The sequence below is a fragment of the Nonomuraea spiralis genome (genome assembly GCF_014648435.1).
GTDB lineage: Bacteria > Actinomycetota > Actinomycetes > Streptosporangiales > Streptosporangiaceae > Nonomuraea > Nonomuraea spiralis.
In genome coordinates this window covers 50,048-74,858 of record NZ_BMRC01000014.1, presented here as the reverse complement: position 1 = coordinate 74,858, position 24,811 = coordinate 50,048, and the positions used below count along the sequence as shown (strand labels likewise).

Genomic DNA, 24,811 nt, shown 5'->3' with positions numbered 1-24,811 from the left:
TTCGTACCAATTGTCACAACTGATCACGTGACGATCGCGGTTTGTGCTCGCTTGAGTCTCTGGCCCGGCCACCCGCGTACTGACCTTCGTCATAGGACGCGGAGGTGGTTGCGATGAGATTTCGTCCCTTAGCCATCAGTGTCGGACTCGCCGCGTTGCTCGGACTCGCCGCATGTGGCGGCTCCGGCGGATCGACGAGTGGCAGCACCGCGCGGGCCCCCGCGTCCGACCAGCAGCGGCGGCCCGCGCCGAGCGCGTCGGCGGCCGGCCCCGAGCAAGCCGAACAGGACACGACCACGGCGCAGATCTCCACCTTCGCCCTGGATGTGGACACCGCCTCGTACGGCTACGCCCGCCGTACGCTCCAGGAGGGACGCTGGCCCGCGCCCGGCGAGATCCGCCCGGAGGAATGGGTCAACGCCTTCCGGCAGGACTACGAGCAGCCCTCCGACGACGGCTTCACCGTGCACGTCGACGGCGCCCGACTGCCCGCACGCGACGAGGCCGTGCTCCGCGTGGGCCTGCAGACCCGCGCCTCCGACTCGGCCGCCCGCCGCCCGGCGAACCTCACGTTCGTGGTCGACGTCTCCGGCTCGATGGCCGAGGCCGGGCGCCTCGACCTGGTCAAGTCGGCCCTGCACAAGCTGCTCGACCAGCTCGCGCCCGGCGACCAGGTGTCGCTCGTGTCGTTCAGCGACGAGGCCAGGTTGCTGGCCTCGATGACGCCGCTCACCGCGCGTACCCAGTTGCACGCCGCGGTGGACGAGCTGGAGACCTCCGGCGGCACGAACCTGGAGAGCGGCATGCTGGCCGGCTACCGGGAGGCGTCGGGGGCGTTCCGCCCCGCCGCCACCAACCGCGTCGTCCTGCTCTCCGACGGCCTGGCCAACCAGGGCGCGACCGAGTGGCAGACCATCGTGGACCAGGTCAAGGAGTACGCGGGCAAGCAGGTCACGCTGCTCACCGTCGGCGTCGGCCGCGACTACGGCGACGAACTGATGGAGCAGCTCGCCGACAACGGCGACGGCATGGCCGTCTACGTGGACTCCGAGCAGGAGGCCGAGAAGGTCTTCACCACCCAGCTCCCCGCCACCATCGAGGTACGCGCGCGCGACGCCAAGGCGCAGGTCGTGTTCAACCCGTCGGTCGTGGAGAGCTACCAGCTCATCGGGTACGACAACCGCGTGATGTCGGCCGAGGAGTTCCGCGACGACAGCCGCGACGGCGGCGAGATCGGCCCCGGCCACTCGGTCACCGCCCTGTACGCCCTCCGCCTCAAGCCGGGCGCCCGCGGCCAGCTCGCCCAGGCGACCGTACGCTGGCAGGACCCCGACACCCGCGAGGCCGCCGAATCCGGCAAGTCCCTCCAGACCGGTGACCTGAACGCCTCGATCTGGGACAAGACGCCGGTACGGCTCCAGGTGGACGTGGTCGTCGCGGCCTTCGCGGTCTACCTGCGGGACAGGAAGGCGTTCGGGCTGGACCTGCCGGCGCTGCGCGAGCACGCCGCGCGGCTGGCCGGGGCCTCGGAGGACCCGATGGTCACCGAGCTGACCACCCTCATCGACAAGGCCCGCTCAGTCGGCTGACCGCTCGGGGGCCAGCCGGGGGGAGACGAAGCCCTGGTGGGGCGAGCGCGAGACGGGCAGCGAGCCCGCGTACAGCTCCCCCACCATGGGCATCGGCTCCGGATGGCAGAACACCGACGAGCCGGTGCGCAGGATGGCCGGGCTGTTCATCATCAGCGGCAACTCGGCCAGCAGGAAGGGCAGCGCGTTCGCGGCCTGCTCGGGGGTGAGCTCCTGGCCGCCGACGATCGGCAACACCGCCGCCACGCACCGCTCGCGGAACGCCGGATCCCGGGCGACCAGCCGCTCCAGCTCCCGCCGGGACCGCCGGTAGGGCCGGTTGCCCGCCAGCTCGTTCCAGTCGAAGACGGTGGCGTTGGCCGCGTCCATGCCGTCGAGCACCCGGATCACCCGGTTACGCGTGTTGTTGGCCGCCGACCTGGCCTTGATCAGCGCCGCGCCGGACGGGAGGCCGCGCGCGATCAACGTACCGGCCAGCTCGACGCCCGGCACGAGCACATGGACACCGGTGAACGTGCGGGTGGCCCACTCCAGGAGGCTGCGGATGGCACGAAGGGTGAAGAACCCGTTGAACGCGCTCACCCCGACGACGGCATGCTCACGAGCGGCGAGGATCTTCGCGCACCGCGCGGTCAAGGGGACGGCCTGCACGCTTGACATGGCACGGAGAGTAGCAAGATTTGACTGTACGTATGCCTGGTACGCGCATGTGTTTCGCGGGCCCCGAAGTCCGATACACTTGTGATCGCAGCAAGGGGCTATGGCGCAGTTGGTAGCGCGCCTCCATGGCATGGAGGAGGTCTGGGGTTCGAATCCCCATAGCTCCACCCCTTTCCCACCGCCCGATCCGGGCGGTCACTCGCCCAGCTCTTCGGGCACAATCCCTTCTGAAGCGAGCCAAGTCTCGCCGTCTACGGGAATCCGCGTTCCCCAAACGCAGCCCGGCCCCCTCACACCTCGAACCAGCCCTGTTGCCGGGGCGGAAAAGCAGGCGCAGACCTTACGCTGGGCAAACGCGGACGGTACGGGGCGGACGCGGGCCGTACAAGGCGCGAAGCCCGGACACGAGCCCCGCCCAGACACGGAAGCCCGGCCGGGGCGTACGAGGCGCAGAAGGGCCCGCGCAACCCGTACCGGGCACGGAAGCCGGTGTGGCGGGATCGGGGTTAGGGGAGGGTGTGGTCGAGGGTGTAGGAGTGGGTGCCGTCTGCGGCGATGGTGATGGTCATGTGGCCGCGGAGGCCGGTGAGGTCGCCGGTTGCAGAGTCGGGGACGACCGTGACGGTGAGCGATTGCCACCCGCGGTCGCTCACCGCGTGGTGCGCCACGACGAAGCTGCCCTTGCGGCCCTCCAGGGTGCCTTCGATGCGTTCGAGCGCCACGTACACCCGTGAGTCCTCGACCGGGGTCGAGGCCACCATCAGGTTCACGACGCTGGTCCCGGTCAGGTCGCCGTGGAAGGTCTTGGTCATGCTGACGAGCCCGAGCGTGATGCCGTCGCGCTCGTCGAAGGGCGGCTTGGCGTCCCAGCCGGCGGTGTCGAAGGTTCCCTTTGCGGTCATGGGAGTCATCTTGCCGGGTGTACCTGTCAGCTTCCGTCAGGTACCGGCCAGGCGTTCGATGACCGGGGCGAAAGCGTCCATGAACTGGGCGTTCACCGACACGTACGAGACCCCGAGCCGCTCCCTGCGCCGCCGGAGGGTCTCGGCCATCTGGTCGGGGGTGCCGGTGAGCAGGCCGGTGGCGTCGGGGCCGAGCGGGCCGAACCGGCTGGTCAGCCAGGCCGGCGGCTCGCCTCCCACGGCCATCAGGTTCATGCCGATCTCCAGGTCGTGGAATCGGTCGCCGGCCAGCTCGTACAGCTCGTCGAGACGGGCGGCGACCTGGTCCTCGGTGTGCTGCGGCGGCAGGCCGAGCGCCACCGTGCCGGCCTTGCGGGCGGCCAGCCCGAGCACGCGGGTGCCCGAGGCGGCGACCAGGATTGGCACCTCCTTCACCGTGTCCCGCACCGCGTCGATGGTCCTGGCCAGGCGGTCCACGCGCTCGCGGGGCGTGCCGAACGGCACGCCGAGCGCCGCCGCGTCCTGCTCGGCGCCGGGCCGGCCGGCGCCGAGGCCCAGCTCGAAGCGGCCGCCGGTCAGGGTGTGCAGGGTGGCGGTCTCCCAGGCGACGGTCTCGGGCGTCCGGTACGGGACGCTGACCACGTACGTGCCGACCCGCAACGTCGTGGTGACGGCGGCGGCCGCGGCCGCGGCGGCGAACGGCGACAACGTCCCGAGCGTGTCGGGGACGAGCAGGGTGGAGTAGCCCAGGCTCTCGACCCTGCGGGCCAGGCCGGTCCAGGCCTCGGCGGTCTGCGCTTGGCCGGCGACGGCTCCGAATCTGAACGGGTGATCGGTCATGCGTTCCACGATGGCGTGCGGACCCGGCCGGCACATCGTCCGCCGGACCGGTGGCCCCCTACGCCGCCGGGCGCAAGCCCGGCGCGGGCCGCTACTCCCCCAGCAGTAGCCGGACGAAGTCGTTGGCGAACTTGCCCGCCGGGTCCATCCGCCGTACCAGCTCGCGGAAGTCGCCGGGGCAGTCCGGGCGGCGGGTGAACAGCTTGCCCCAGTGCGGCCGCGGGTCGAAGGGGGCCAGCGTCTGTTCGACCAGGTCGAGTGCGGGGAGCACGGCGGCCACGTCCCTGATCCAGGTGAAGTGCACGCCGACGCTGTCGCGGTCGCGGAACGGGCTGAGCCACAGGTCGTCGGCGGCGATCGTCCGCACCTCCGAGACGTGCAGCGCGGGCCGCAGGCGGTCGCCGACGGCGTACAGCTCGCGCAGGGCCGCGACCGCGTGCGCGCGGGGCAGCAGGAACTCCGACTGGAGCTCGTCGCCCGCGCCGCTCGGCGGCGCGTCGGCGCGGAAGTGCGGCAGGCGTTCGTGCCAGGGCCCCGGCACGCCGAGCTGCGTGGTGCAGGCGCCGGCGGGCATCCCGGCCAGCGGGTGCTGTGGCGCGGTGGCGGGACGGGTGCCGTGCCAGAAGTCGTCCGTGAACTCCTCGCGGCGCTTGAGCCAGACGCGGGTGTCGCGCCAGTCGGTGAACAGGCTCACGCTGTAGCCGTTCGCCATGATGTCGTCGAAGCCGTCGAGCGCGTCGGGCGTCAGGCCCTCGCGGACGTACTGGCGCAGCTCGAAGGCCGGTACGAGGTCCAGCGTCAGCGCGGTGACGACGCCGAGCGCGCCCAGCGAGACGACCGCGCCGGCGAAGCCGTCGTCCCCGCGGGACAACGACGACACCGAGCCGTCGGCGGTGACCAGCTCCAGCCCGGACACGGCGGCGGCCAGGCAGCGGTTGGCGTCGCCGGAGCCGTGCGTGCCGGTCGCGACCGAGCCGCCGACCGAGATGTGCGGGAGCGAGGCCATGTTCTCCAGCGCGAACCCGGCCGCGTGGACCGCCTCGGCCAGCCGCGCGTACGTGGTGCCCGCGCCGACGCGTACCCGGCGGGCCGCGCTGTCGATCTCGATCGTCTCGGGCATGCGGTCGAGCACGACGAGGTCGCCGGTGGTGTCGGCGACGTCGTTGAAGGAGTGGCCGCTGCCCAGGGCCCGGATCCGGTCACCGGCGGCGACCAGGCCGCGCAGCTCGTCCAGGGAGACGGGATGATGGACGGCTCTCGCCCGGAAGGCGGTGTTGCCCGCCCAGTTGGTCAACGTCACGGCTTTCACCCTAATCAGTGGCCATCCCTTGCCAGCTCTCCCGCCCGTCACTACGTTCGGGGCCGTGCTGTATCTGTCCGAGGCCATGGGTCTGGCCACGCTCGTGTTGTGGCTCTACTGCCTCTTCGACGTGATCACCACGCCGGACGCGGTCTGCAGGAACCTGCCCAAGATCGTATGGGTGCTCGTCGTCCTGCTGTTCCCGCTGATCGGCTCGGTCGTCTGGCTGCTGGCCGGACGCCCCGAGCGCGCGCCGCAGGCGGCCTCGCGGCCCAGCCCGTTCCCCGAGTACGACCGCCCCGGGCGCTTCGCCGCCACCAACCCCGACGACGACGAGGAGTTCCTGCGCCGCTGCCGCGAACGTGCCGAGGAGCAGCGCAGGAACGCCCCGAAGAAGCCGCCGGAGGACTAGAAGCGGACTAGAAGCCCTGGGCCAGGCGGTAGTACGCCTGGTTCCAGCGCATCTCCTTGACGAACCGGTCCGTCGAGGTGTCCTTGTCGATCACCAGCAGCTCCACGCCGAGCATGTCGGCCAGGTCGGCCAGCTCCTCGCGCCCGACGGCGGTGGACAACACGGTGTGGTGCGGCGCCCCGGCGGTCAGCCACGACTCGGTCGAGGTGCGCAGGTTCGGCCGCGGCGACCAGACGGCACGGGCCACGGGCAGCGCGGGCAGCGGCTCCGGCGGCGCGACGACGTCGATCTCGTTGGCCACCAGGCGGAACCTGTCGCCCATGTCGGCCAGGCCGACGACGATGCCGGGGCCGGGGGCGGCGTCGAACACCAGCCGTACCGGGTCCTCACGGCCGCCGATGCCCAGCGGGTGGATCTCGCACGACGGCGTCCCGGCGGCGATGGACGGGCACACCTCCAGCATGTGCGCGCCGAGGATCAGCTCGTTGCCGGGCGTCAGGTCGTAGGTGTAGTCCTCCATGAACGACGTGCCGCCGGGCATCATCGCCTTGAGGGTGCGCAGCAGGACCGAGGTCTTCCAGTCGCCCTCGCCGCCGAAGCCGTAGCCGTCGGCCATCAGGCGCTGGACGGCCAGGCCGGGGAGCTGGCGCAGGCCGCCGAGGTCCTCGAAGTTCGTGGTGAAGGCGCGGAATCCGCCGCGCTCCAGGAAGCCGCGCAGGCCGATCTCGATCCTGGCGGCGTACCGCAGCGACTCGTTGCGCTCGCCGAGCAGCTCGGGGGCCACCCGGTACAGCTCGGCGTACTCCTTGACCAGGGCGGAGACGTCGGCGTCGGAGGCCGCGTCCACGGCTTCGACCAGGTCGTTGACGCCGTAGGTGTTGACCGAGACGCCGAAGCGGAGCTGCGCCTCGACCTTGTCGCCCTCGGTCACGGCCACGTCGCGCATGTTGTCGCCGAAGCGGGCCAGCCTGAGCGCCCGCACCTCGGCCACGCCCCTGGCCGCGCGCGCCCACGCCTCGATGCGCGCGCCGACGGCCGGGTCGCTGACGTGCCCGGCGACGGTCTTGCGCGGTACGCCGAGCCGGGTCTGCACGAACCCGAACTCGCGGTCGCCGTGCGCGGCCTGGTTGAGGTTCATGAAGTCCATGTCGATGGAGCTCCACGGCAACTGGACGTTGGCCTGCGTGTGCAGGTGCAGCAGCGGCTTGCGCAGCGCGTCGAGACCGGCGATCCACATCTTGGCCGGGGAGAAGGTGTGCATCCAGGCTATGACGCCGGCGCACTCGTCGTCCGCGTTGGCCTCCAGCATCACGCGCCTGATCGCCGCGGCGTCGGTCAGCACGGGCTTCCACCGTACGGGCACGGGAAGCTGCTCGGCGATGCGCCGCGACTGCTCGGCGACCTGGCGCAGGGTGTCCTCGCCGTACAGTCCCTGGCTGCCGGTCAGAAACCAGATGTTCAACGGGGGCTCCTCTGTCCGTAGACGTTCTGATAGCGGTCGTACAGGCGGTCGATGTGGTCCGGGCCGATGGGCAGCGGCGTGCCGAGTTGCCGGGCCACGTGGACGGTACGGGCCACGTCCTCGCACATCACGGCGGCCTTGACGGCGGCCTTCGGGTCCTTGCCGATGGTGAAGACGCCGTGGTTCCGCATGAGGACGGCCGGCGAGCGGTGGCCCTTGAGCGTCTCCACGACGCCCTGCCCGATGGAGTCGTCGCCGATCAGCGCGAACGGGCCGACCGGGATCTCGCCGCCGAACTCGTCGGCCATCGCGGTCAGCACGCACGGGACGGCCTCGCCGCGCGCGGCCCACGCCGAGGCGAAGGTGGAGTGCGTGTGGACGACGCCGCCCACCTCGGGCATGTTGCGGTAGACGTAGGCGTGCGCGGCGGTGTCGCTGGAGGGGGCGTGGGCGCCCTCGACGAGGTTGCCGTCGAGGTCGCACACGACCATGTTCTCGGGGGTCAGCTCGTCGTAGGAGATCCCGGACGGCTTGATGACGAACAGGTCCTCGCCCGGGATCCGGCCCGAGACGTTGCCCGCGGTCCAGACGACCAGGTCGTAGTTCACCAGCTCGGCGTGCAGCCCGGCGACGGTCGCTCTCATTGCCTCGTGGTTCACTTGGCGGCCTCGTTCCTGATCGCGCGGAGGGTGTGCAGCATGCGCCCGTCACCGAAGTGGTCGTGCAGCTCGCGGTACTGGGCGTACAGGCGGTCGTAGGCGTCGGCGCGCGCCTGGTCGGGCACGTACGCGGCCCGCGTGCGCTTGCCCATCGCCGCGGCGGCCTCGCCGATGCCCGGGTAGGCGCCGGCGGCGACGGCCGCGTGCACGGCCGAGCCGAGCGCGGGGCCCTGGTCGGAGCCGATGACCGACAGCGGGCGGCGCAGCACGTCGGCGTAGACCTGCATGAGGAAGCGGTTCTTCAGCAGTCCCCCGGCGACCACGAACTCCTCGACGGGCACGCCGGACCGCTCGAACGTCTCGACGATCATGCGGGTGCCGTACGCGGTGGACTCGATGAGGGCGCGGTAGACGTCCTCGGGCCGGGTGGCGAGGGTCTGGCCGACGATCACGCCGGACAGGTCGTGGTCCACGAGCACCGAACGGTTGCCGCCGAACCAGTCGAGCGCGACCAGCCCGTGCGCGCCGACGGCCTGCCGCTCGGCCAGTTCGGTCAGGCGTTCGTGGCCGTCGGCGCCGAAGTTGTCGACGTACCAGGCGAAGATGTCGCCGACCGCGGACTGCCCGGCCTCGTAGCCCCACAGGCCGGGCACGATGCCGTCCCGTACGACGCCGCACATGCCGGGCACCTCGGCCAGCCGGTCGCTGGGCATGATGTGGCAGGTGGACGTGCCCATGATGGCCACCATCTGACCGGGTCGTACGGCGTCCGCGGCGGCGGCGGTGACGTGCGCGTCCACGTTGCCGACGGCGACGGCGACGCCCTCGGGCAGTCCGGTCCAGGCGGCGGCCTGCCCGGTCAGGCGGCCGGCGAGCCCGCCGAGGGGGGCCAGGGTGGTGCCGTTGACGTCGTCGCCGACCACACCGGTGGCAAGTTTGCCGATAAAGCCGGAAAAATCGGGGTTCAGGGCGGTCAGGAAGTCTTCGGAGGGATAGCTCCCGTCCTGGAAGACGCCTTTGTAACCGGCCGTGCAGATGTTGCGGCTCTCGACGCCGGAGAGCTGCCAGACGATCCAGTCGGCGGCCTCGATCCAGCGTTCGGCCCTGGCGTACACCTCGGGGGCCTCCTCCACGACCTGGAGGGCCTTGGCGAACTCCCACTCGGAGGAGATCTTGCCGCCGTAGCGCGGCAGCCAGCTCTCGCCCCGGCGCGCGGCCAGCTCGTTGATCCGGTCGGCGTGCGGCTGGGCGGCGTGATGCTTCCACAACTTCGGCCAGGCGTGCGGCTGCTCGGGCGTCTCGAAGCACAAGGGCGTGCCGTCGGCCGTGGTGGGCAGCACGGTGCAGGCGGTGAAGTCGGCGCCGACGCCGATCACGTCCTCGGGGGCGACCCCGGCGGCGGCCAGGGCCCCGGGCACGGCCAGGCGCAGCACGTCCAGCCAGTCCCGCGGTGACTGCAACGCCCAGTCGGGGCCGAGCCGCACGTCCGTACCGGGGAGCGTGTGCTCGATGACGCGCTCGGCGTACTCGTGGACGGCGCTGCCCAGCTCGGCGCCGTCGGCCACGCGGACGACGACCGCGCGCCCCGACAGCGTGCCGAAGTCCACTCCGACCACGTACTTGTTAGCGTTCACATTGCTCTCCAGGAAATTGTCTGTTCGCCCGCCGTCTATCGGCCCGGCGCGGTGCTGGACCTGACGACGAGACTGGGCGGCACCACCAGGCGCTCGTACGCCGCGGGCCCGGCGTCGATCTGCCGCAGCAGCACCTCGATGCAGTGGCGGCCCACCACGTCGAAATCCTGCCGGACCGTGGTGAGCGGCGGGGAGAAGAACTCGGACTCGGGGATGTCGTCGAAGCCCACGACGCTGATCCGGCCGGGCACGGGCACCCCGGCCTCGCTCAGCGCGCGCAGCACGCCGAGGGCCATCTGGTCGTTCGCCGCGAACACCGCCGTGACCCCGTCCATCCCGGCCAGGACCTTGCCGGCCGCGTACCCCGCCCGCGGGCTCCAGTCGCCGGGCAGCGGCTCGGGCACCGGGCGGCCGGCCTCCTCCAGCGCCGACCGCCAGCCCTCGATCCGGCCCTCGGTCTCCAGCCAGTCGGCCGGCCCGGTGACGTGCCAGACCGTCTCGTGGCCCAGGTCGAGCAGGTGCCGGGTGGCGAGCCTGGCGCCCTCGACCTGGTCGATGCAGACCGCGGAGACGTCGGCGCCGTGCGCGCCCTCCACGACCACCGCGGGCACCCCGGCCGGCAGGCTCTCCAGGGCGGAGGCGGCCGAGCGCTGCGGCGCGACCACCACCACCCCGTCCACGCTCTGCTCGGCCAGGTAGTCGAGGGCGTCGCGCACGCTGTCCGCGTCGATCGACTTCAGGCTGACGATGCTGACGAAGTAGCCCGCGGTCCTGGCCGCCTGCTCGATGCCGTAGACCATGCTGGCCGGGCCGTACAGGGTGGTGTCGAAGCTCACCACGCCGAGCGTGCGCGACCGCTGGGTGACCAGCGCGCGGGCCACCAGATTGCGCCGGTAGCCCAGCCGGGTGATCGCCGCCTCCACCCGGGCGCGGGTGCCGGCCCGGACGTTCGGGTGGTCGTTGAGCACCCGCGAGACCGTCTGGTGCGACACGCCGGCCTCCTTGGCCACGTCGGCCATGACCGGCGGGCGCCGCCTGGGGCTCGGTACCACGGGTTCTCCTTTCGCGAGGCTGCCGGGAACTGCGGCGATCAGCGGGAGGCGCCGGCCCGGCGCTTGGTCCACACGTCGAACGCGACGGCGGCCAGCAGGACGGCGCCCTTGACGAGCATCACCCGCTCGCTGGGCGAACCGATGAGCGACATGCCGTTGTTGATCACAGCCATGATCAGGCCGCCGGTGATCGCGCCGACGACCTTGCCGACGCCGCCCTGCACGGCCGCGCCGCCGATGAAGGCCGCCGCGATGGCGTCCAGCTCGAAGCTGTTGCCGGCGGTCGGGCCGGCCTGGTTGAGCCGGCCGGCGAAGATGATGCCGGCGACGGCGGACAGGACGCCCATGTTCACGAAGATCCAGAACACCACCGACTTGACCTTGACGCCGGACATGACCGCCGCCTGGAGGTTGCCTCCGAGGGCGTAGATCTGCCGGCCGAAGACCGTACGGTTGGCCATCAGCGAGTACGCCAGCACGAGCACGGCCAGCAGCACCAGCACCCACGGCAGGTTCTTGAACCGGGCGAGCTGCACGACCAGGAACAGGATCAGCGCGGCGCCGGCCGCCATCTTCAGCGCGAACACGGCCATCGGGTCGACCGACTGGCCGTAACCCTTGCGGGCGTTGCGGGTGCGCCACTGCGCGGCGACCATGCCGCCGATCGCGACCAGGCCGATGAGCAGGCTGAACAGGTCGGCGCCGCCCAGCGGGCCGAGGCCGACGTTGCCGAGGTAGCCGTCGGTGAAACCGTTGGCCAGCGTACGGACCTGGTCGGGGAACGGGCCGATGCCCTGGTTGCCCAGCACGGTCATGGTGAGCGCGCGGAACAGCAACATGCCGGCCAGCGTGACGATGAAGGCCGGGATGCCGAAGTAGGCGATCCAGTACCCCTGCCAGGCCCCGATCAGCGCGCCGGCGGCGATCGTGATCAGCAGGGCGAGCGGCCACGGCATGCCCATGTTCACCATGAGCACGGCCGCCAGCGCCCCGGTGACCGCCACCACCGAGCCGACCGACAGGTCGATGTGTCCGGCGATGATGATCAGGATCATCCCTATCGCCAGGATCAGGACGTAGGAGTTCTGGACGATGATGTTGGAGATGTTCTGCGGCTGGAGCAACGCGCCGTCGGTGAGCACCGAGAACAGCACAATGATCAGCGCGAAGGCGATGTAGATGCCGCTCGAGCGCAGGTTCAGCGACAGGCCGCCCAGCGACACCCGGCCGGGCCGCCGCGGCGCTCCCCCGTCACTTCCGGCGGCGCTGCCGCCGACCTGCACGTCGGCGGGCGTGATGCTGCTCATCGGAGCTACTCCTGTCCCTTGGTCATGAGGTGCATGAGGCTTTCCTGGGTGGCCTCCTGGCGGGGAACCTCGCCGGTGATGCGACCTTCGGAGAGTGTGTAGATGCGGTCGCACAGGCCGAGCAGCTCGGGCAACTCACTGGAGATCACCAGCACCGCCTTGCCCTGGTCGGCCAGGCGGTTGATGATCGTGTAGATCTCGTACTTGGCGCCGACGTCGATGCCGCGGGTGGGCTCGTCGAGGATCAGCACGTCAGGCTGGGTCAGGATCCACTTGGAGAGCACGACCTTCTGCTGGTTGCCGCCGCTCAGCTTGCCGACGACGCTGTTGACGCTGGGCGCCTTGATGTTCATGCTCCGGTGGAACTCCTCGGCGACCTTGTACTCCTCGTTCTCGTTCACCCAGCCGCGCCGGGACAGGCCCTTGAGCCCGGCGGCGCTGATGTTGCGCTTGATGTCCTCGATGAGGTTGAGGCCGTACCGCTTGCGGTCCTCGGTGGCGTAGGCCAGGCCGTGGTTGATCGCGTCCTGGACGTTCCGGATCTCGATCGGCTTGCCGTCCTTGAAGACCTTGCCGGAGATGTGCACGCCGTACGTGCGGCCGAACAGGCTCATCGCCAGCTCGGTGCGCCCGGCGCCCATCAGCCCGGCCAGGCCGACGATCTCGCCCCTGCGCAGCGTGAGGGAGGCGCCGTCCACGACCTTGCGGCCGGGCTGGCTCGGGCTGTGGACCGTCCAGTCCTCGATGCGCAGGACCTCCTCGCCGACCGTCGGCTCGTGCGGCGGGAAGCGGTTGTCCAGCGCGCGGCCGACCATCCCGGAGATGATCCGGTCCTCGGTGACGTGGTCGGCGGCCATGTCGAGGGTCTCGATCGTGCGGCCGTCGCGGATGATCGTGACGGAGTCGGCGATCGCGGTCACCTCGTTGAGCTTGTGGGAGATGATCACGCAGGTGATGCCCTCGTCCCGCAGCCCGCGCAGCAGGTCGAGCAGGTGGGCCGAATCGTCGTCGTTGAGCGCGGCGGTCGGCTCGTCGAGGATCAGCAGCCGCACCTCCTTCGACAGCGCCTTGGCGATCTCGACGAGCTGCTGCTTGCCAACGCCGATGTCGGAGACCGTGGTGGTGGGGTTCTCCGCCAGGCCGACGCGCCGCATCAGCTCGGCGGCCTCGAAGTTGGTGCGGTTCCAGTCGATGAAGCCGCGCCTGGCGCGCTCGTTGCCGAGGAAGATGTTCTCGGCGATCGACAGCTGCGGGCTGAGCGCCAGCTCCTGGTGGATGATGACGATCCCGGCGTGCTCGCTGTCGCGGATACCGGAGAACTCGCAGCGCCTGCCCTCGAAGGCGATCTCGCCCTCGTAGTCGCCGTGCGGGTGGACCCCGGACAACACCTTCATCAGGGTCGACTTGCCGGCGCCGTTCTCGCCGCAGACGGCGTGGATCTCGCCGCGCCGGACGGCCAGGTTGACGTCCTGCAGCGCCTTGACGCCGGGGAACGTCTTGGTGATCCCGCTCATCCGCAAGATGTGCTCGGTCATATGCCCCTCGCTCAGGTCAGGGAAGGTCCCCCGGGGGACGGGCGTCCCCCGGGGCGGGCCCTTACTTGAGCTGGTCCTCGGTGTAGTAGTTGCCGCCGACGATGACCTCCTGGTAGTTGCTCTTGTCCACGATCACCGGGTCGAGCAGGTAGGAGGGGACGACCTTGTTGCCGTTGTCGTAGTCCTTGGTGTTGTTCACCTCGGGCTTGCCGCCCTTGAGGACCGCGTCGGCCATCTTCACCGTCTGCCCGGCGAGGTTGCGGGTGTCCTTGAAGATGGTGGAGTACTGCTCACCGGCGATGATCGACTTGACCGAGGCGAGCTCGGCGTCCTGGCCGGTCACGACGGGGTACGGCTGGCCGCTGGTGCCGTAGCCGGAGCTCTTGAGCGCCGACAGGATGCCGATGGACAGGCCGTCGTACGGGGACAGCACGCCGTCCACCTTGGTGCCGCCGTTGTAGGTCTTGGTGAGGATGTCCTCCATGCGCTTCTGGGCCGTGGCCGGGTCCCAGCGCAGGATGGCGGCGGTCTTGAAGTCCTTCTGGCCGCTCTTGACCACGAGGGTGCCGTCGTCGATCTTCGGCTGGAGCACCGACAGGGCGCCGTTCCAGAAGAACGTGGCGTTGTTGTCGTCGGGCGAGCCGCCGAACAGCTCGACGTTGAACGGGCCCTTCTTTCCGTCCTCGACGCCGAGGCCCTTGAGCAGCGAGGTCGCCTGCTGCACGCCGACCTTGAAGTTGTCGAAGGTGGCGTAGTAGTCGACGTTCGGGCTGTTGCGGATCAGGCGGTCGTAGGCGATGACCGGGATCTTGGCGTCGGCGGCCTGCTGGAGCTGCGAGGTGATCGCGGTGCCGTCGATCGAGGCGACGATCAGGAGCTTGGCGCCCTTGGTGATCTGGTTCTCGATCTGGTTGGCCTGGGTCGGGATGTCGTTCTCCGCGTACTGGAGGTCGACCTTGTAGCCCAGCTTCTCCAGCTGCTGCTTGACGTTGTCGCCGTCGTGGATCCAGCGCTCGGACGACTTGGTGGGCATGGTGACGCCGATCAGGGCGCCCGCGCCTCCCGCCCCGGCCGGCGCGGAGGTGCCGGCGTCGACCGTCTTCTGGCTGGAGCCGCAGGCCGTCATGGTCGCGGCGAGCGCGATGGCGGACACCACGCCCCCGATACGTCCCAACCTCATGTGGCACTCCTTGCGATGGGGGTTGCGGCAGCGACATGTGAGCGTTAACTGCCGAAAGAGCAGGGGACTCAGCCACGGGACGTGCTGAATCAGAACAAAGTTCGTGCTTCGTTCTGGCCGATTGTTATCGTTAACAAAGCTTCTGTCAACGGTCGGCGATAACCTCCAGGAAACCTTCAGGTAACTTTCATGGCGCCCCCATCGCAGGTCAGCGCCCCGCGCCGACCGGCGGCCGCGCCTCGCGAGGCGGCCCGGCCGGCCCGCGCCGCAACGCCTTCGCGCGGAACGACGGCGACTGCACGAGGCAGACCGCCGCCACGACCAGCGCCTTGAACAGCAGGGTCGTCTCGGGCGGCACGCCGACCGAGTAGATCGCCGGCGATGCCCGCGCACAGGGCGGCGAAGGCGTAGACCGTGATCACGATCCCGCGCGACCTGATGCCCGCGAGCCGACCCGCCTCGGCGTACGACCTCAGGCCGGCACGACGCGGTGATGGGTGGTGATCCGGCCGGTGTCGTCCAGGACGTGGTAGACGAGCCCCGGCGGGAGCGCGTAGTCGGCGCAGCCGGCCAGCGTCGTCGCGCCCTCCCACGGCAGCCGCAACGTGGACAGCACACCGGGGGCCGCCAGCATCGGGCGTCCGGCGAAGGTGGAGGCCGCGGCCGTGTGCGCGTGGCCGACCAGCACGGCGGCCACGTTCGGGTGGCCGGCCAGCAGGTCCGCCAGGCGCTCGGGCCGCCGGAGCATGATCGTGTCGATGGGCGAGTGCAGCGGCGCGGGCGGGTGATGGAAGGCCACGAACGCCGGCAGGTCGCCGTCCTCGCCGAGCACGCCGTCGAGCCAGGCCAGCGTCTCGTCGTCCAGGTCGCCCGCGTCCTGGCCGGGGATGGAGGAGTCGCACATCGCGTAGAGGGCCCCGCCGGTGCGGTGGGCCCGGTTGACCGGTCCGGCCGCGGCCGGCTCGCCGAGCAGGACCCGGCGGAACTCCTCCCGTACGTCGTGGTTGCCCGGGCAGAGGAGGACCGGGTGGCGCGAGGTCAGCAGCTTGCGTGCCTGCTCGTACTCCCCGGCGAGCCCGTGGTCGGCGATGTCGCCGGTGACGAGCACCGCGTCGAGGTCGTACGGGAGGGCGTCCAGGTGGCGCATGACGGCGTCGGCGCGCTCGGCGGACCGGTCGGAGCCGCCGATGTGGATGTCGCTGAGGTGGGCGATCACGAGCATGACAGAAGTCCTTTCGGGTAACCCCTCGACGCTAGCCGCCGACCGGACCAGCCGTAAGATCCGGTTCTGTGCCGAAAGACTGGGCCAGTCAGGGCGTGGACCTGCATCTGGAGCTCGACCCCGCCCACGGACGCCGGCGCGGGGTCGAGGACGCGCTGCGCGCCGCCGTACGCGACGGGCGGCTGCCGCCCGGCACCCGGCTGCCCTCGACCCGGGCGCTCGCCGCCGGGCTGGGCCTGGCCCGCGGCACGGTGAGCGCCGCCTACGACCAGCTCGCCGAGGAGGGCTACCTGAGCACCCGGCCGGGTTCGGGCACCGTGGTCGCCGACGTCCCCCCGCCCAGCCCCCGTGCCGCGGCGTCCCGACCGGCCGCCGTGGCCGCACGCCCGGTGCACGACCTGCGCCCCGGGCAGCCCGACGGGTCCGCCTTCCCCTCGCGCGCCTGGCTGCGGGCCACCCGCCAGGTGCTCGCCACCGCCGGCGCCGAGGTCTTCGGCCCCTGCGATCCCCGGGGCCGCGTCGAGCTGCGCACCGCGCTGGCCGACTACCTGGGCAGGACCCGGGGCGTACGCGCCACGGCCGCCCAGATCGTGATCACCACGGGGTTCGTCCAGTCGCTCAACCTGCTGGCGGCCGTGCTCGGCGCGGGCCCGGTCGCCATGGAGGACCCGGGCCACGACTTCTACCGCGAGGTCCTGCGCCGCGCCGGCCGTACGGTCGTGCCCCTGCCGGTGGACGGGCACGGCGCCCGTACCGGCGAGCTCGGCCCCGGCGTGGCCGCCGCCGTCCTCACCCCGGCGCACCAGTACCCGACCGGCGTCCCCCTGGCCCCCGCGCGCCGCCGCCTGCTGCGCGAGTGGGGCGGCACGGTCGTCGAGGACGACTACGACGGCGAGTTCCGCTACGACCGCCGTCCCGTGGGCGCCCTCCAGGCGACGGCCCCCGACCAGGTCGTCTACTGCGGCACCACCTCCGAGTCGTTGTCCCCGGCGCTGCGCCTGGGCTGGATGGTGCTCCCGCCCGCCCTCGTGGACCCGGTCGCCGACGCCAAGCTGCACGCCGACTCCCACACCGAGGTGCTGGGGCAGCTCGTACTGGCCCGCCTGATCGCCGACCACGCCTACGACCGGCACATCCGCGCCGCCCGCCTGCGCTACCGCCGCCGCCGCGACCTGCTGCTGGCCCGGCTCGGCCCCGGCCCTGACGCGCCGCTGCCCGGCGCGCGCCTGCCCGGCGTGGCCGCCGGCCTGCGCGCCCTGCTGCTGCTCCCCCCGGACGGCCCGCCGGAGTCCGCGCTGCTGGCGGCCTGCGAACGGCGCGGCATCGCCCTGCGCGGCCTGACCCCGCTGCGCCAGACGCCCGGCCCCGGGGGCCTGCTCATCGGGTACGCCGCCCCCTCCGAACGCGCCTACCCCGCCGCCCTGGACGCCCTCGCCGAGACCCTGACCTGGGCATCCACCAACAGGGGCACCGCAACCCCCGAAAACCCCGATATATCAGGCTTTCTCGGGTAGTCGGAAGGCTCTCGCGATCTCTACGGAGGAGTCCGATGAGCTGGAGCTACCGTAAGACGATCAAGCTGGGCCCGATCCGGCTGAACCTGTCCCGCGGCGGCGTCGGCCACAGCTGGGGCAACCGGCTGTTCAGGGTCACGCGCACCGCCGACGGACGTCGTACGTTGTCGGTCAACCTGCCCGGCGGCTTCCACTGGCGCAAGACCCTCGGCGGACGCTGACGCCGTCCCTTCTTCCCGGGCCCGGGCCATGATGATCTGGAATCATGAACGCCCACATGAGCCCGGAGGAGTTCCGCCGCCACGGCAGGCAGGTCGTCGACTGGATCGCCGACTACATGGCGGGCATCGAGTCCCACCCGGTGCGGTCGCGGGTCGGCCCGGGAGAGATCCGCGACGCGCTGCCGGCCGAACCGCCCGAGCACGGCGAGCCGTTCGAGGCCGTGCTGGCCGACCTGAACACGATCCTGCTGCCCGGCCTGACCCACTGGCAGCACCCCTCCTTCTTCGGCTACTACCCCTCCAACGCCAGCGGCCCCGCCATCCTCGGCGACCTGCTCTCCAGCGGCCTCGGGGTGCAGGGCATGTTATGGATCACCAGCCCGGCCTGCACCGAGCTGGAGACCGTGGTGGTGGACTGGCTGGCGAGCCTGCTCGGCCTGCCCGCCCACTTCAGGACGGACGCGCGCGGCGGCGGCGTGATCCAGGACTCGGCGTCGAGCGCCTGCCTGGTCGCGCTGCTCGCCGCTCTGCACCGGGCGAGCGGCGGGCGGGTGGCGCGTACCGGGATCGCCGATCGGTACACGATCTACGTCTCGTCGCAGACCCACTCCTCGCTGGAGAAGGCGGCACGCGTGGCGGGCCTGGGCGCGCAGGGCATACGGGTCGTCGACGTGGACGACCGTACGCTGGCCATGGACCCCGTACGGCTGCGCGAGCTGATCGCGGCCGACAGGGCGGCCGGCGCGGTGCCCGCCATGGTGTGCGCCACGGTCGGCACGACGTCCACGGCCGCCGTCGACCCGGTGCCGGCGATCGGCGAGGTGTGCCGCGAGCACGGCGTGTGGCTGCACGTGGACGCCGCCTACGCCGGGGTCGCCGCCGTCTGTCCCGAGTTCCGCCGGCTCAACGACGGCGTGGCCGAGTACGCCGACACCTACTCCACGAACCCGCACAAATGGCTGCTGACCAACTTCGACTGCACCGTACTGTGGACCGCCGACCGCGCCCCCTTGCTCGACGCGCTGTCGATCCTGCCCGAGTACCTGCGCAACCCCGCGTCCTCATCCGGCTCGGTGGTCGACTACCGCGACTGGCAGATCCCGCTCGGCCGCCGTTTCCGAGCGCTGAAGTTGTGGTCGGTCATCCGCTGGTACGGCGCCGAGGGCCTGCGCGCCCACATCCGCAAGGGCGTCTCCCTGGCCCAGGACCTGGCCGCCCGGATCGCCGCGGACCCGGCCTTCGAGGTGCACGAGCCGCACCCGCTCGGCCTGGTCTGCTTCCGCCCCCGCTGGCCCGGCCTGTCCCCCGCCGCCGCCGACGCGGCCACGCTGCGGCTCATGGAGACGCTGAACGCCGGCGGCTCCCTCTACCTCACGCACACCACGATCAGCGGACGGGTCGTGCTGCGCATGGCCGTCGGCTCCCCCGCCACCGAACACCGCCACGTCGAGCAGGCCTGGGACGACATCCGCCGGGAGCACCAGGCCCTGCCGATCCAGCGGGTGACCGACCAGACCGACCAGACCGACTAGATCGGCAGCCCGGCCTGCGCGGCGAGCGTGCCGAGCACCTTCGCCAGCACCGCCCGGTCGCGCGGGCCGAGGCCGCCGGTCAGCTCCTCGTCCATCTCCAGCGTCACCTCCAGGCACCGGTCCAGCAGCGCACGCCCCTCGCCGGTGAGGTCGAGGAGCTGCCGCCGCCGGTCGTCCGGGTCGCGCACCCGTGAGATCGCGCCGAGCCGTTCCAGGTGGTCGGCCAGCGTCACCACCAGGCTCGGCGCGACGCCCATGGTCCGCGCGACGTCGAGCTGCGAGGCCGCGCCCCGCGCCTCCAGCAGCGTCAACAGCCCGACGTGCTTGGGCTTGAGATCGAGCGGGACGAGCGCGGCGGTGAACCGCTCGGTCAGGATCGCCCCCAGCGTCCCGAGCCTGAAGGCCATCGTCCCCGCCACCGACACCGGCTTGACTTCATCCACAACCGTAATGGTACCGTCGATTTATCATTCAAGAACTGAACGATTCGATTGGAGAATTCCTATGCGCAAGTCCCTCATGGTCCTCAACGTGGTCGCCGCCGCCGGAGCCATGGCCTCCAGCGTGGTCGCCCTGGTGGACCCGTCGGTCATCCTGCCCGCCGGCGCCGAGGTCTCCGGCGGCCTCTCCCTGTACGCCCAGGCCTACGCCGCCCGAGCCCTCCCCCTCGGAGCCGCCCTCCTGTGGGCCATGACCGCCAACGGACGGCCGGCCCTGGTCCCGCTGCTCGTCGCGTCCGGGGTGGTGCAGGTCGCCGACATCGCGATCGGCCTCACGCAGGGCGTGCCGGGCATGGCCGTGGGCGGCACGATCGCCGCCGCCGTCCACCTGTCGACCGCCTGGGCCCTGACCCGCCGTGCCCGTACCGCGCCGGCCACGGCCTGACCCTGCCTTCAGCGTCCTCAGGGGCGGCGGTTCAGCCCGTGCTCGTAGGCCCAGATGACCGCCTGGACCCGGTCGCGCAGCCCGAGCTTGCCCAGGATGCGGCCGACGTGGGTCTTCACGGTGCCCTCGGCCATGAACAGGGCTCCGGCGATCTCGGCGTTCGTCGCGCCCCGGGCGATGTGCCGCAACACGTCCCGCTCGCGGTCGGTCAGCGGGTCGGGCCCGGCGTCCGGCAGGTGCGGCGCGACGTGGTCCAGCAGGCGGCGGGTCGTGGAGGGGGCGATCACCGCGTCCCCCCTGTGGACGGTACGCACCGCGGCCAGCAGTTCCTCGGCGGGAGCGTCCTTGAGCAGGAATCCCGACGCGCCGGCCCGCAGGGCGGAGAAGGCGTACTCGTCCAGGTCGAAGGTGGTCAGGACGATGACCTTGGGGGCGTCGCCGGCCGCCAGCAGCCGCCGGGTCGCCTCGACGCCGTCCATGCGCGGCATCCGTACGTCCATGAGCACCACGTCCGCCGTCACCGCGCGCAGCCCGGCCAGCGCCTCCACCCCGTCGCCTGCCTCCCCGACCACGCGCATGTCGTCCTGCGCGTCGAGCACCATCACCGTGCCCGTACGCACCAGCCGCTGGTCGTCGACGACGTAGACCCTGATCGTCATGTCCGGTACGGCAGGCGGGCCTCGACGACGAAGCCGCCCGCCTCCTCCGTCCGGACGTCCAGCGTCCCGCCCACCTCGGTCACCCTCTCGCGCATCCCCGCCAGCCCGTTCCCCGGCCCGTCGCCGCGCGTGGCGAAGCGGGCCCGACCGCCCGCGTCGCCGGCGGTGATGCGCAGGGCGTCGTCGGCCCACTCCAGCCGCAGCGTGCTGCGCGCGCCGGGGCCGGCGTGCCTGAGCGTGTTCGTGAGCGCCTCCTGCACCACACGGTAGGCGACGAGATCGGCGCCCGGCCCGAGAGGGTGCGGCGTTCCGCGTACGACCTCCTCCACGGGCAGCCCCGCGCCCCGGGTGCGCGCCACCAGGTCCGGCAGGCCGGCCAGACCGGGCGGCGGCCCGGCCTCCGCCGCCGCCCCGGACTCGGCGCGCAGCACGCCGACGGCGGCCCGCATGTCCGTGAGAGCCGCGCGCGCCGTCTCCTCGATCGTGGCCAGGATCTCCTCCGCGCGCGCGGGCGCGAACCGGCCGCCCCTCGCCTGGGCGACGATGACGGCCAGCGCGTGGGCGACCACGTCGTGCATCTCGCGGGCGATCCTGGCCCGCTCCTCGGCGGTCGCCCGCGCCGCGGCCTCGCGGGCCCGTTCCCGCAGCAGGTCCACGTGGGCGAGCTGGGTACGCCGGTACAGGCCGAGCCCCCACGCCGCGACCACCACGGCGGCCAGCAGCCCGGCCAGCAACCACGGGTCGGGCCCCAGCCCCGCGGCCTCGACGCTGGAGTCGGTCGCGAACCTGGCCGCCGCCAGCCCCGCCCCCGCCAGCCCGACCGCCAGCGGCGGACAACGCCGGGCGTGGGCGGCGCAGGAGTAGACCGCGAGCGGGAACACCAACGCCGACGGCAGCACGAGGAACAGCCCGGTCACGGCGGCCTGGACGGCGAAGGCCCCCGCGACCACGAGGAACGCCCACATCTCCCGCCGGTACGCGAGGGCCGCGTGCGCCACCAGACAGGCCCCCGCCAGCAGGACGGCGCGCGTCCCCGGCACCGACAACACCGCCACCGTCAGGGAGAGCGGGACCAGCGGCACCCCGGCGACCAGGGCCAGGAGCACGTCCGCGCGACGGGGCCTCACCGCGGCGTCGTGCGCTGGTAGGAGAGCGTGGCCCCGGCGACCGCCAGCCCGAACAGCAGCCAGCTCCCGTACACGACGCCGACCGTCACCACGGTCGCGGGATCGGACAGCGGCACCGGCCCCCGGGTGATGCCAAGCAACTGGGCGAAGGTACCGAGAACGGACATAGCCCCCATAGTGGTCAACATGGCCGCGCCCGTCCAGCCGCCGGCCAGCACCAACCGCCTCGGCAGCGACCGTCCCCACCTCTGGACGAGGGCCAGCGAACCCACCGCCCCGATCACCAGCATGATCAGCTCACCGTACGGGAAACCCTCGCCGTACCCGGCGGGGCGCAGCAGCGTACCGCCCGCGGACCAGTACAGCTTGGCCAGCGGATAGACGAACCCGACGGCGAACGCGGTGTACCCGAGCCACGCCCCGCCGGGAACCCTGACGCGCGGCAGCACCAGCGCGCCCAGCAACGCGCAGCCGGCCAGGCTGAGCCCGCGCAACGCCATCCCCGGCCAGTCGACCCGCGCGAACTCCCCCGCGGGGATCCCGGTGACCGCGAAGAAGGCACGGAAGGCGTCGAGCACGAGACCGCCCGCCGACCACAGCAGCAGCAGGGCGGGCAGCAGCCCCGCCGGACGCGGCCGTACCACGAAGACCGCCCCCAGCACGGCGGCGAGCACGGTCACCCAGTGCGGCGCGAACCCCGCGGTGTACGGAAGCACCGGCAGCGGCGCGAGCGCCAGCACCACGACGGCCGCGAGGACGGCCAGCGCCGCGATCTGCATTCGTTGAAGTCGCATGCCCCCGACGATCCCGGCCCACCCCGGCCACCCGCGTCTCCCTCAGCTCCGAAAAAGAACGACCTGAGAGGTATTGACACCACCCGCACCGGACAACGAAAAACGGTGGCGCCCGAAGGACACCACCGTTTTCTTGGGGTGGAGCTATGGGGATTCGAACCCCAGACCTCCTCCATGCCATGGAGGCGCGCTACCAACTGCGCCATAGCCCCTTGCGATCACCAAGTGTATAGGAATTCGGGAGCCCTCGTGCCACGCCGCAACCGCGCTGCGCCCAGAGCCCCCGGCGACCTCAGGCGGGGCCGGTCAGGCGGCGCGGCGGACCGGGATGCCCGCCTCCCTGACCAGCGCGGCCACGTCGACCCCGGCCTCGGCCAGCAGGCGGCCGGCGCCGTTCGCGCCGTCGGCCAGCAGGCCCCACAGCAGCCGCTCGCCCGTGACCGGTCCGGGCTTCCACATGGCCACCTCGATCACCTTCCTGGCGTGCATGGCCAGCGGGATCCGGCCCAGCGGGCCGTCCAGGGTGACGCGCAGCGGGCGCAGCCGCGACCTGCGCAGGGACCACAACTCCGGCGCGTCCGTCCCCGCCCTGGTACGGCGGCGCACCTCGTCGAGGTCGATGCCGAGGGTGGCCAGCAGCGAACGCGCGTCGCCGAGGTCGAGCCGCGGGCGCAGGTCGGCGCCGGAGGCGGTGAAGGAGGGCAGCGTGAACGGCCGCACCTCGGCCACGCCCAGCAGCAGGAGATCGGCGTCGAGCGTGGCACGGTGGGCGTCGAGCGCGAGGAACCCCGCCCGGACCACCGCCTCGCGGGCGCCTTGCGTGAACCTGTCGAACACCTGCTACCTCCCCGTTCTGCGGGCGTGCTTGCGATGAGCGGACTGCCGCCGGACTCCCAGCGCGCCGGCGATCTGCTCCCACGACCAGCCGGCGGCGCGGGCGTTGGAGACGTGGACCGCCTCCAGCTCCTCCAGCAGGGTCCGGAGCGCGGCCACCGCCGCCAGCCCCGTGCCGGGGTCGCGGTCGGCGGCCGCCTCGGCCAGTTCGGTGACGTCCATGGTGTCAGCATGTGCTGACAGAGGCCCGCTTGTCAACATATGCTGACGCCTCAGAGGCGTTCGGCCAGGTTGACGAGGACGGGGAGGGCGGCCGCGAGGCGGTCGCGTTCGTCGGGGGTGAGGGAGTCGACGGCGGCGGCCAGGCGTTCGGTGATCACCTGTTCGCGGCTGACCAGCGCGGCGCTGCCGGAGTCGGTGATGGCGGTGATCACCCGCCGCCGGTCGGCGGGGTCGGGCTCGCGGGCCACCATGCCCCGCTGGTGCAGGCCGCCGAGGACGGTGCCGATGGCCTGGGCGGTGATGCGTTCGAGGTGCGCGAGCTGGGCCGAGGTGTGGGGGCCGTCCCGGTCGAGGCGGGACAGCACGGCGAGCTCGGTGAACGAGACGTCGTCGCCGGAGGCGTTCGTGTACAGCTGACGGATGCGGCGGGCGAGCCGCCCGACCGAGATCCGCAGATCCTTGGCAAGCACGAAACCAAGTCTAGCTTTATCAATCCAGCTTTGGTAGTTTCCCGGCACTATGTGCTACGACAACGACGCCGCCCCACCGCGCCCGCAACCGCCGATCACCGGCACCCGCTCCGCCGCCCTCCGCCTGACCTCCGCCGACGGCACGTCGTTCGCCGCCTACGAGTCCCGTCCCGACCGGGTGAGCGGGCCGGGGGTGGTGATCCTCCCCGACGTACGGGGCCTGCACGGCTTCTACAAGGAGCTCACCGTACGGCTGGCCGAGCAGGGGCACCCGGCCGTCGCCATCGACTACTACGGCAGGACCGCCCCCGACGACGACCGGGGCGAGTCCTTCCAGGTCATGGCCCACATCCCCAAGCTGACCAGGGAGAACATCCAGGCCGACCTCCAGGCCGCGACCGGGCACCTGGGCCGGCCGGCCGTGGCTCTCGGGTTCTGCATGGGCGGGCGGAACGCGTTCTTCGCCTCGGAGCCCAGGTTCGGGTTCGCCGGCGTGATCGGGTTCTACGGCGCGCCGGGCATCGCGGGCCCGTACGGCCCCGGCCCCACCCAGCACGCGGCGGAGCTGGGCGCGCCGGTCCTCGGCCTGTTCGGCGGGGCCGACGAGGGCATCCCGGCCGAGCAGGTGGCCGAGTTCGGGGACGCGCTGACCGAGGCGGGGGTCGAGCACGAGATCGTCGTCTACCCGGGCGCCCCGCACGGCTTCTTCGACGAGTCCCACGGCGGGCACGAGGCGGCCTGCGCCGACGCCTGGCGCCGAGTGCTCGCCTTCCTGTCCGAAAGAGCCTGAGGTGAGAGG

General features: G+C 71.9%; 27 protein-coding genes and 2 tRNA genes. 8 read left to right on the top strand and 21 right to left on the bottom strand.

Features of this window, described 5'->3' with window-relative positions:
* Positions 1-113 precede the first annotated feature (113 nt).
* Positions 114-1,589 (top strand): vWA domain-containing protein, encoded by a 1,476-nt coding sequence (locus IEZ27_RS31165; protein ID WP_189650509.1) that lies wholly within the window; start codon positions 114-116, stop codon positions 1,587-1,589.
* Here IEZ27_RS31165 and IEZ27_RS31160 read toward each other — a convergent pair.
* Positions 1,578-2,249, bottom strand: coding sequence for a tRNA-dependent cyclodipeptide synthase (locus IEZ27_RS31160; protein ID WP_189650508.1), 672 nt, complete (start codon positions 2,247-2,249; stop codon positions 1,578-1,580). The two genes, IEZ27_RS31165 and IEZ27_RS31160, sit on opposite strands and share 12 nt — an antisense overlap.
* A 94-nt stretch (positions 2,250-2,343) precedes the next feature.
* On the opposite strand from IEZ27_RS31160, the gene IEZ27_RS31155 reads away from it, so the two are divergent.
* Positions 2,344-2,416, top strand: a tRNA-Ala gene (locus IEZ27_RS31155).
* Between the two features lie 339 nt (positions 2,417-2,755).
* Here IEZ27_RS31155 and IEZ27_RS31150 read toward each other — a convergent pair.
* The 3 genes from IEZ27_RS31150 to IEZ27_RS31140 all read right to left on the bottom strand — a co-directional run bounded on the left by IEZ27_RS31150 (position 2,756) and on the right by IEZ27_RS31140 (position 5,291).
* Positions 2,756-3,151 (bottom strand): DUF3224 domain-containing protein, encoded by a 396-nt coding sequence (locus IEZ27_RS31150; protein ID WP_229824510.1) that lies wholly within the window; start codon positions 3,149-3,151, stop codon positions 2,756-2,758.
* A gap of 36 nt (positions 3,152-3,187) precedes the next feature.
* Positions 3,188-3,991: an LLM class flavin-dependent oxidoreductase gene (locus IEZ27_RS31145; RefSeq protein WP_189650506.1), complete on the bottom strand. Its 804-nt coding sequence runs from the start codon at positions 3,989-3,991 to the stop codon at positions 3,188-3,190.
* A gap of 91 nt (positions 3,992-4,082) precedes the next feature.
* A complete protein-coding gene (locus tag IEZ27_RS31140) occupies positions 4,083-5,291 on the bottom strand; it encodes an FAD-binding protein (protein ID WP_308427316.1) in 1,209 nt (402 codons plus the stop codon).
* Positions 5,292-5,355: 64 nt separating this feature from the next.
* On the opposite strand from IEZ27_RS31140, the gene IEZ27_RS31135 reads away from it, so the two are divergent.
* The gene (locus IEZ27_RS31135; protein ID WP_221762432.1) at positions 5,356-5,703 is read left to right on the top strand and encodes a PLD nuclease N-terminal domain-containing protein; all 348 of its coding nucleotides are present in this window, start codon (positions 5,356-5,358) and stop codon (positions 5,701-5,703) included.
* 7 nt (positions 5,704-5,710) lie between these two features.
* Here the strand turns inward: IEZ27_RS31135 and araA are convergent, their stop codons facing one another.
* The 9 genes from araA to IEZ27_RS31090 all read right to left on the bottom strand — a co-directional run bounded on the left by araA (position 5,711) and on the right by IEZ27_RS31090 (position 15,754).
* Entirely contained in the window at positions 5,711-7,165 is a 1,455-nt protein-coding gene (gene araA, locus IEZ27_RS31130; protein ID WP_189650504.1) for an L-arabinose isomerase, read from the bottom strand.
* On the bottom strand, positions 7,162-7,809 hold the full coding sequence (locus IEZ27_RS31125; RefSeq protein WP_189650503.1) for an L-ribulose-5-phosphate 4-epimerase: 648 nt from the start codon (positions 7,807-7,809) through the stop codon (positions 7,162-7,164). The genes araA and IEZ27_RS31125 overlap by 4 nt, the downstream gene beginning before the upstream one ends.
* An 11-nt stretch (positions 7,810-7,820) precedes the next feature.
* Entirely contained in the window at positions 7,821-9,440 is a 1,620-nt protein-coding gene (gene araB / locus IEZ27_RS31120) for a ribulokinase (protein ID WP_189650639.1), read from the bottom strand.
* A gap of 53 nt (positions 9,441-9,493) precedes the next feature.
* Positions 9,494-10,477, bottom strand: a complete 984-nt coding sequence (locus tag IEZ27_RS31115; RefSeq protein ID WP_189650638.1) for a LacI family DNA-binding transcriptional regulator — start codon at positions 10,475-10,477, stop codon at positions 9,494-9,496.
* A gap of 71 nt (positions 10,478-10,548) precedes the next feature.
* Positions 10,549-11,817 carry a multiple monosaccharide ABC transporter permease gene (gene mmsB, locus IEZ27_RS31110; RefSeq protein ID WP_221762428.1) on the bottom strand — a complete coding sequence of 423 codons (1,269 nt, stop codon included), beginning with the start codon at positions 11,815-11,817 and terminating at the stop codon, positions 10,549-10,551.
* A gap of 5 nt (positions 11,818-11,822) precedes the next feature.
* The gene (mmsA, locus tag IEZ27_RS31105) at positions 11,823-13,352 is read right to left on the bottom strand and encodes a multiple monosaccharide ABC transporter ATP-binding protein (RefSeq protein WP_189650502.1); all 1,530 of its coding nucleotides are present in this window, start codon (positions 13,350-13,352) and stop codon (positions 11,823-11,825) included.
* A 61-nt stretch (positions 13,353-13,413) separates the two neighbouring features.
* The gene (gene chvE, locus IEZ27_RS31100) at positions 13,414-14,532 is read right to left on the bottom strand and encodes a multiple monosaccharide ABC transporter substrate-binding protein (RefSeq protein WP_308427315.1); all 1,119 of its coding nucleotides are present in this window, start codon (positions 14,530-14,532) and stop codon (positions 13,414-13,416) included.
* A gap of 208 nt (positions 14,533-14,740) precedes the next feature.
* On the bottom strand, positions 14,741-14,890 hold the full coding sequence (locus IEZ27_RS54225) for a hypothetical protein (protein WP_229824509.1): 150 nt from the start codon (positions 14,888-14,890) through the stop codon (positions 14,741-14,743).
* Between the two features lie 114 nt (positions 14,891-15,004).
* Positions 15,005-15,754, bottom strand: a complete 750-nt coding sequence (locus IEZ27_RS31090) for a metallophosphoesterase (protein ID WP_189650501.1) — start codon at positions 15,752-15,754, stop codon at positions 15,005-15,007.
* Between the two features lie 68 nt (positions 15,755-15,822).
* Between IEZ27_RS31090 and pdxR the strand changes: the two genes are divergently transcribed.
* Genes pdxR through IEZ27_RS31075 form a run of 3 tightly spaced genes read left to right on the top strand, consistent with a single transcriptional unit; the run spans position 15,823 to position 19,021 of the window.
* The gene (gene pdxR, locus IEZ27_RS31085; RefSeq protein WP_189650500.1) at positions 15,823-17,268 is read left to right on the top strand and encodes a MocR-like pyridoxine biosynthesis transcription factor PdxR; all 1,446 of its coding nucleotides are present in this window, start codon (positions 15,823-15,825) and stop codon (positions 17,266-17,268) included.
* 35 nt (positions 17,269-17,303) lie between these two features.
* Positions 17,304-17,489, top strand: a complete 186-nt coding sequence (locus IEZ27_RS31080; protein ID WP_125639476.1) for a DUF4236 domain-containing protein — start codon at positions 17,304-17,306, stop codon at positions 17,487-17,489.
* 44 nt (positions 17,490-17,533) lie between these two features.
* A complete protein-coding gene (locus IEZ27_RS31075; protein ID WP_229824508.1) occupies positions 17,534-19,021 on the top strand; it encodes an aminotransferase class I/II-fold pyridoxal phosphate-dependent enzyme in 1,488 nt (495 codons plus the stop codon).
* On the opposite strand, the gene IEZ27_RS31070 is transcribed toward IEZ27_RS31075, so the two are convergent.
* The gene (locus IEZ27_RS31070) at positions 19,018-19,464 is read right to left on the bottom strand and encodes a MarR family winged helix-turn-helix transcriptional regulator (protein ID WP_229824507.1); all 447 of its coding nucleotides are present in this window, start codon (positions 19,462-19,464) and stop codon (positions 19,018-19,020) included. The two genes, IEZ27_RS31075 and IEZ27_RS31070, sit on opposite strands and share 4 nt — an antisense overlap.
* 61 nt (positions 19,465-19,525) lie before the next feature.
* Here IEZ27_RS31070 and IEZ27_RS31065 point away from each other — a divergent pair, with 61 nt between their 5' ends.
* Positions 19,526-19,906, top strand: a complete 381-nt coding sequence (locus tag IEZ27_RS31065) for a hypothetical protein (RefSeq protein ID WP_189650499.1) — start codon at positions 19,526-19,528, stop codon at positions 19,904-19,906.
* Positions 19,907-19,923: 17 nt separating this feature from the next.
* Here IEZ27_RS31065 and IEZ27_RS31060 read toward each other — a convergent pair whose 3' ends face one another.
* The 7 genes from IEZ27_RS31060 to IEZ27_RS31030 form a co-directional block, all read right to left on the bottom strand.
* Entirely contained in the window at positions 19,924-20,565 is a 642-nt protein-coding gene (locus IEZ27_RS31060; RefSeq protein ID WP_189650498.1) for a response regulator, read from the bottom strand.
* Positions 20,562-21,692 (bottom strand): sensor histidine kinase, encoded by a 1,131-nt coding sequence (locus IEZ27_RS31055; protein WP_189650497.1) that lies wholly within the window; start codon positions 21,690-21,692, stop codon positions 20,562-20,564. The genes IEZ27_RS31060 and IEZ27_RS31055 overlap by 4 nt, the downstream gene beginning before the upstream one ends.
* Positions 21,689-22,486, bottom strand: coding sequence for a hypothetical protein (locus IEZ27_RS31050; RefSeq protein ID WP_189650496.1), 798 nt, complete (start codon positions 22,484-22,486; stop codon positions 21,689-21,691). Before IEZ27_RS31050 ends, IEZ27_RS31055 begins: the two co-directional genes overlap by 4 nt.
* Before the next feature lie 139 nt (positions 22,487-22,625).
* A tRNA-Ala gene (locus IEZ27_RS31045) sits at positions 22,626-22,698 on the bottom strand.
* Between the two features lie 94 nt (positions 22,699-22,792).
* A complete protein-coding gene (locus IEZ27_RS31040; protein ID WP_189650495.1) occupies positions 22,793-23,323 on the bottom strand; it encodes a Clp protease N-terminal domain-containing protein in 531 nt (176 codons plus the stop codon).
* Positions 23,324-23,326: 3 nt separating this feature from the next.
* Positions 23,327-23,542 (bottom strand): helix-turn-helix domain-containing protein, encoded by a 216-nt coding sequence (locus IEZ27_RS31035; RefSeq protein ID WP_125639461.1) that lies wholly within the window; start codon positions 23,540-23,542, stop codon positions 23,327-23,329.
* Positions 23,543-23,592: 50 nt separating this feature from the next.
* A complete protein-coding gene (locus IEZ27_RS31030; RefSeq protein ID WP_221762427.1) occupies positions 23,593-24,012 on the bottom strand; it encodes a MarR family winged helix-turn-helix transcriptional regulator in 420 nt (139 codons plus the stop codon).
* 49 nt (positions 24,013-24,061) lie between these two features.
* Here IEZ27_RS31030 and IEZ27_RS31025 point away from each other — a divergent pair, with 49 nt between their 5' ends.
* Positions 24,062-24,802: a dienelactone hydrolase family protein gene (locus tag IEZ27_RS31025; RefSeq protein ID WP_189650494.1), complete on the top strand. Its 741-nt coding sequence runs from the start codon at positions 24,062-24,064 to the stop codon at positions 24,800-24,802.
* Positions 24,803-24,811 lie beyond the last annotated feature (9 nt).

What these genes read in the sequence shown, in the direction of transcription:
- IEZ27_RS31165 (WP_189650509.1), top strand. Translation starts at nt 114, where the DNA reads ATGAGATTTCGTCCCTTAGCCATCAGTGTCGGACTCGCCGCGTTGCTC.
- IEZ27_RS31160 (WP_189650508.1), bottom strand. Translation starts at nt 2,249, where the DNA reads ATGTCAAGCGTGCAGGCCGTCCCCTTGACCGCGCGGTGCGCGAAGATC.
- IEZ27_RS31150 (WP_229824510.1), bottom strand. Translation starts at nt 3,151, where the DNA reads ATGACCGCAAAGGGAACCTTCGACACCGCCGGCTGGGACGCCAAGCCG.
- IEZ27_RS31145 (WP_189650506.1), bottom strand. Translation starts at nt 3,991, where the DNA reads ATGACCGATCACCCGTTCAGATTCGGAGCCGTCGCCGGCCAAGCGCAG.
- IEZ27_RS31125 (WP_189650503.1), bottom strand. Translation starts at nt 7,809, where the DNA reads ATGAGAGCGACCGTCGCCGGGCTGCACGCCGAGCTGGTGAACTACGAC.
- IEZ27_RS31115 (WP_189650638.1), bottom strand. Translation starts at nt 10,477, where the DNA reads ATGGCCGACGTGGCCAAGGAGGCCGGCGTGTCGCACCAGACGGTCTCG.
- mmsB (WP_221762428.1), bottom strand. Translation starts at nt 11,817, where the DNA reads ATGAGCAGCATCACGCCCGCCGACGTGCAGGTCGGCGGCAGCGCCGCC.
- mmsA (WP_189650502.1), bottom strand. Translation starts at nt 13,352, where the DNA reads ATGACCGAGCACATCTTGCGGATGAGCGGGATCACCAAGACGTTCCCC.
- chvE (WP_308427315.1), bottom strand. Translation starts at nt 14,532, where the DNA reads ATGAGGTTGGGACGTATCGGGGGCGTGGTGTCCGCCATCGCGCTCGCC.
- IEZ27_RS31090 (WP_189650501.1), bottom strand. Translation starts at nt 15,754, where the DNA reads ATGCTCGTGATCGCCCACCTCAGCGACATCCACATCGGCGGCTCCGAC.
- IEZ27_RS31080 (WP_125639476.1), top strand. Translation starts at nt 17,304, where the DNA reads ATGAGCTGGAGCTACCGTAAGACGATCAAGCTGGGCCCGATCCGGCTG.
- IEZ27_RS31075 (WP_229824508.1), top strand. Translation starts at nt 17,534, where the DNA reads ATGAACGCCCACATGAGCCCGGAGGAGTTCCGCCGCCACGGCAGGCAG.
- IEZ27_RS31065 (WP_189650499.1), top strand. Translation starts at nt 19,526, where the DNA reads ATGCGCAAGTCCCTCATGGTCCTCAACGTGGTCGCCGCCGCCGGAGCC.
- IEZ27_RS31060 (WP_189650498.1), bottom strand. Translation starts at nt 20,565, where the DNA reads ATGACGATCAGGGTCTACGTCGTCGACGACCAGCGGCTGGTGCGTACG.
- IEZ27_RS31050 (WP_189650496.1), bottom strand. Translation starts at nt 22,486, where the DNA reads ATGCGACTTCAACGAATGCAGATCGCGGCGCTGGCCGTCCTCGCGGCC.
- IEZ27_RS31035 (WP_125639461.1), bottom strand. Translation starts at nt 23,542, where the DNA reads ATGGACGTCACCGAACTGGCCGAGGCGGCCGCCGACCGCGACCCCGGC.
- IEZ27_RS31025 (WP_189650494.1), top strand. Translation starts at nt 24,062, where the DNA reads ATGTGCTACGACAACGACGCCGCCCCACCGCGCCCGCAACCGCCGATC.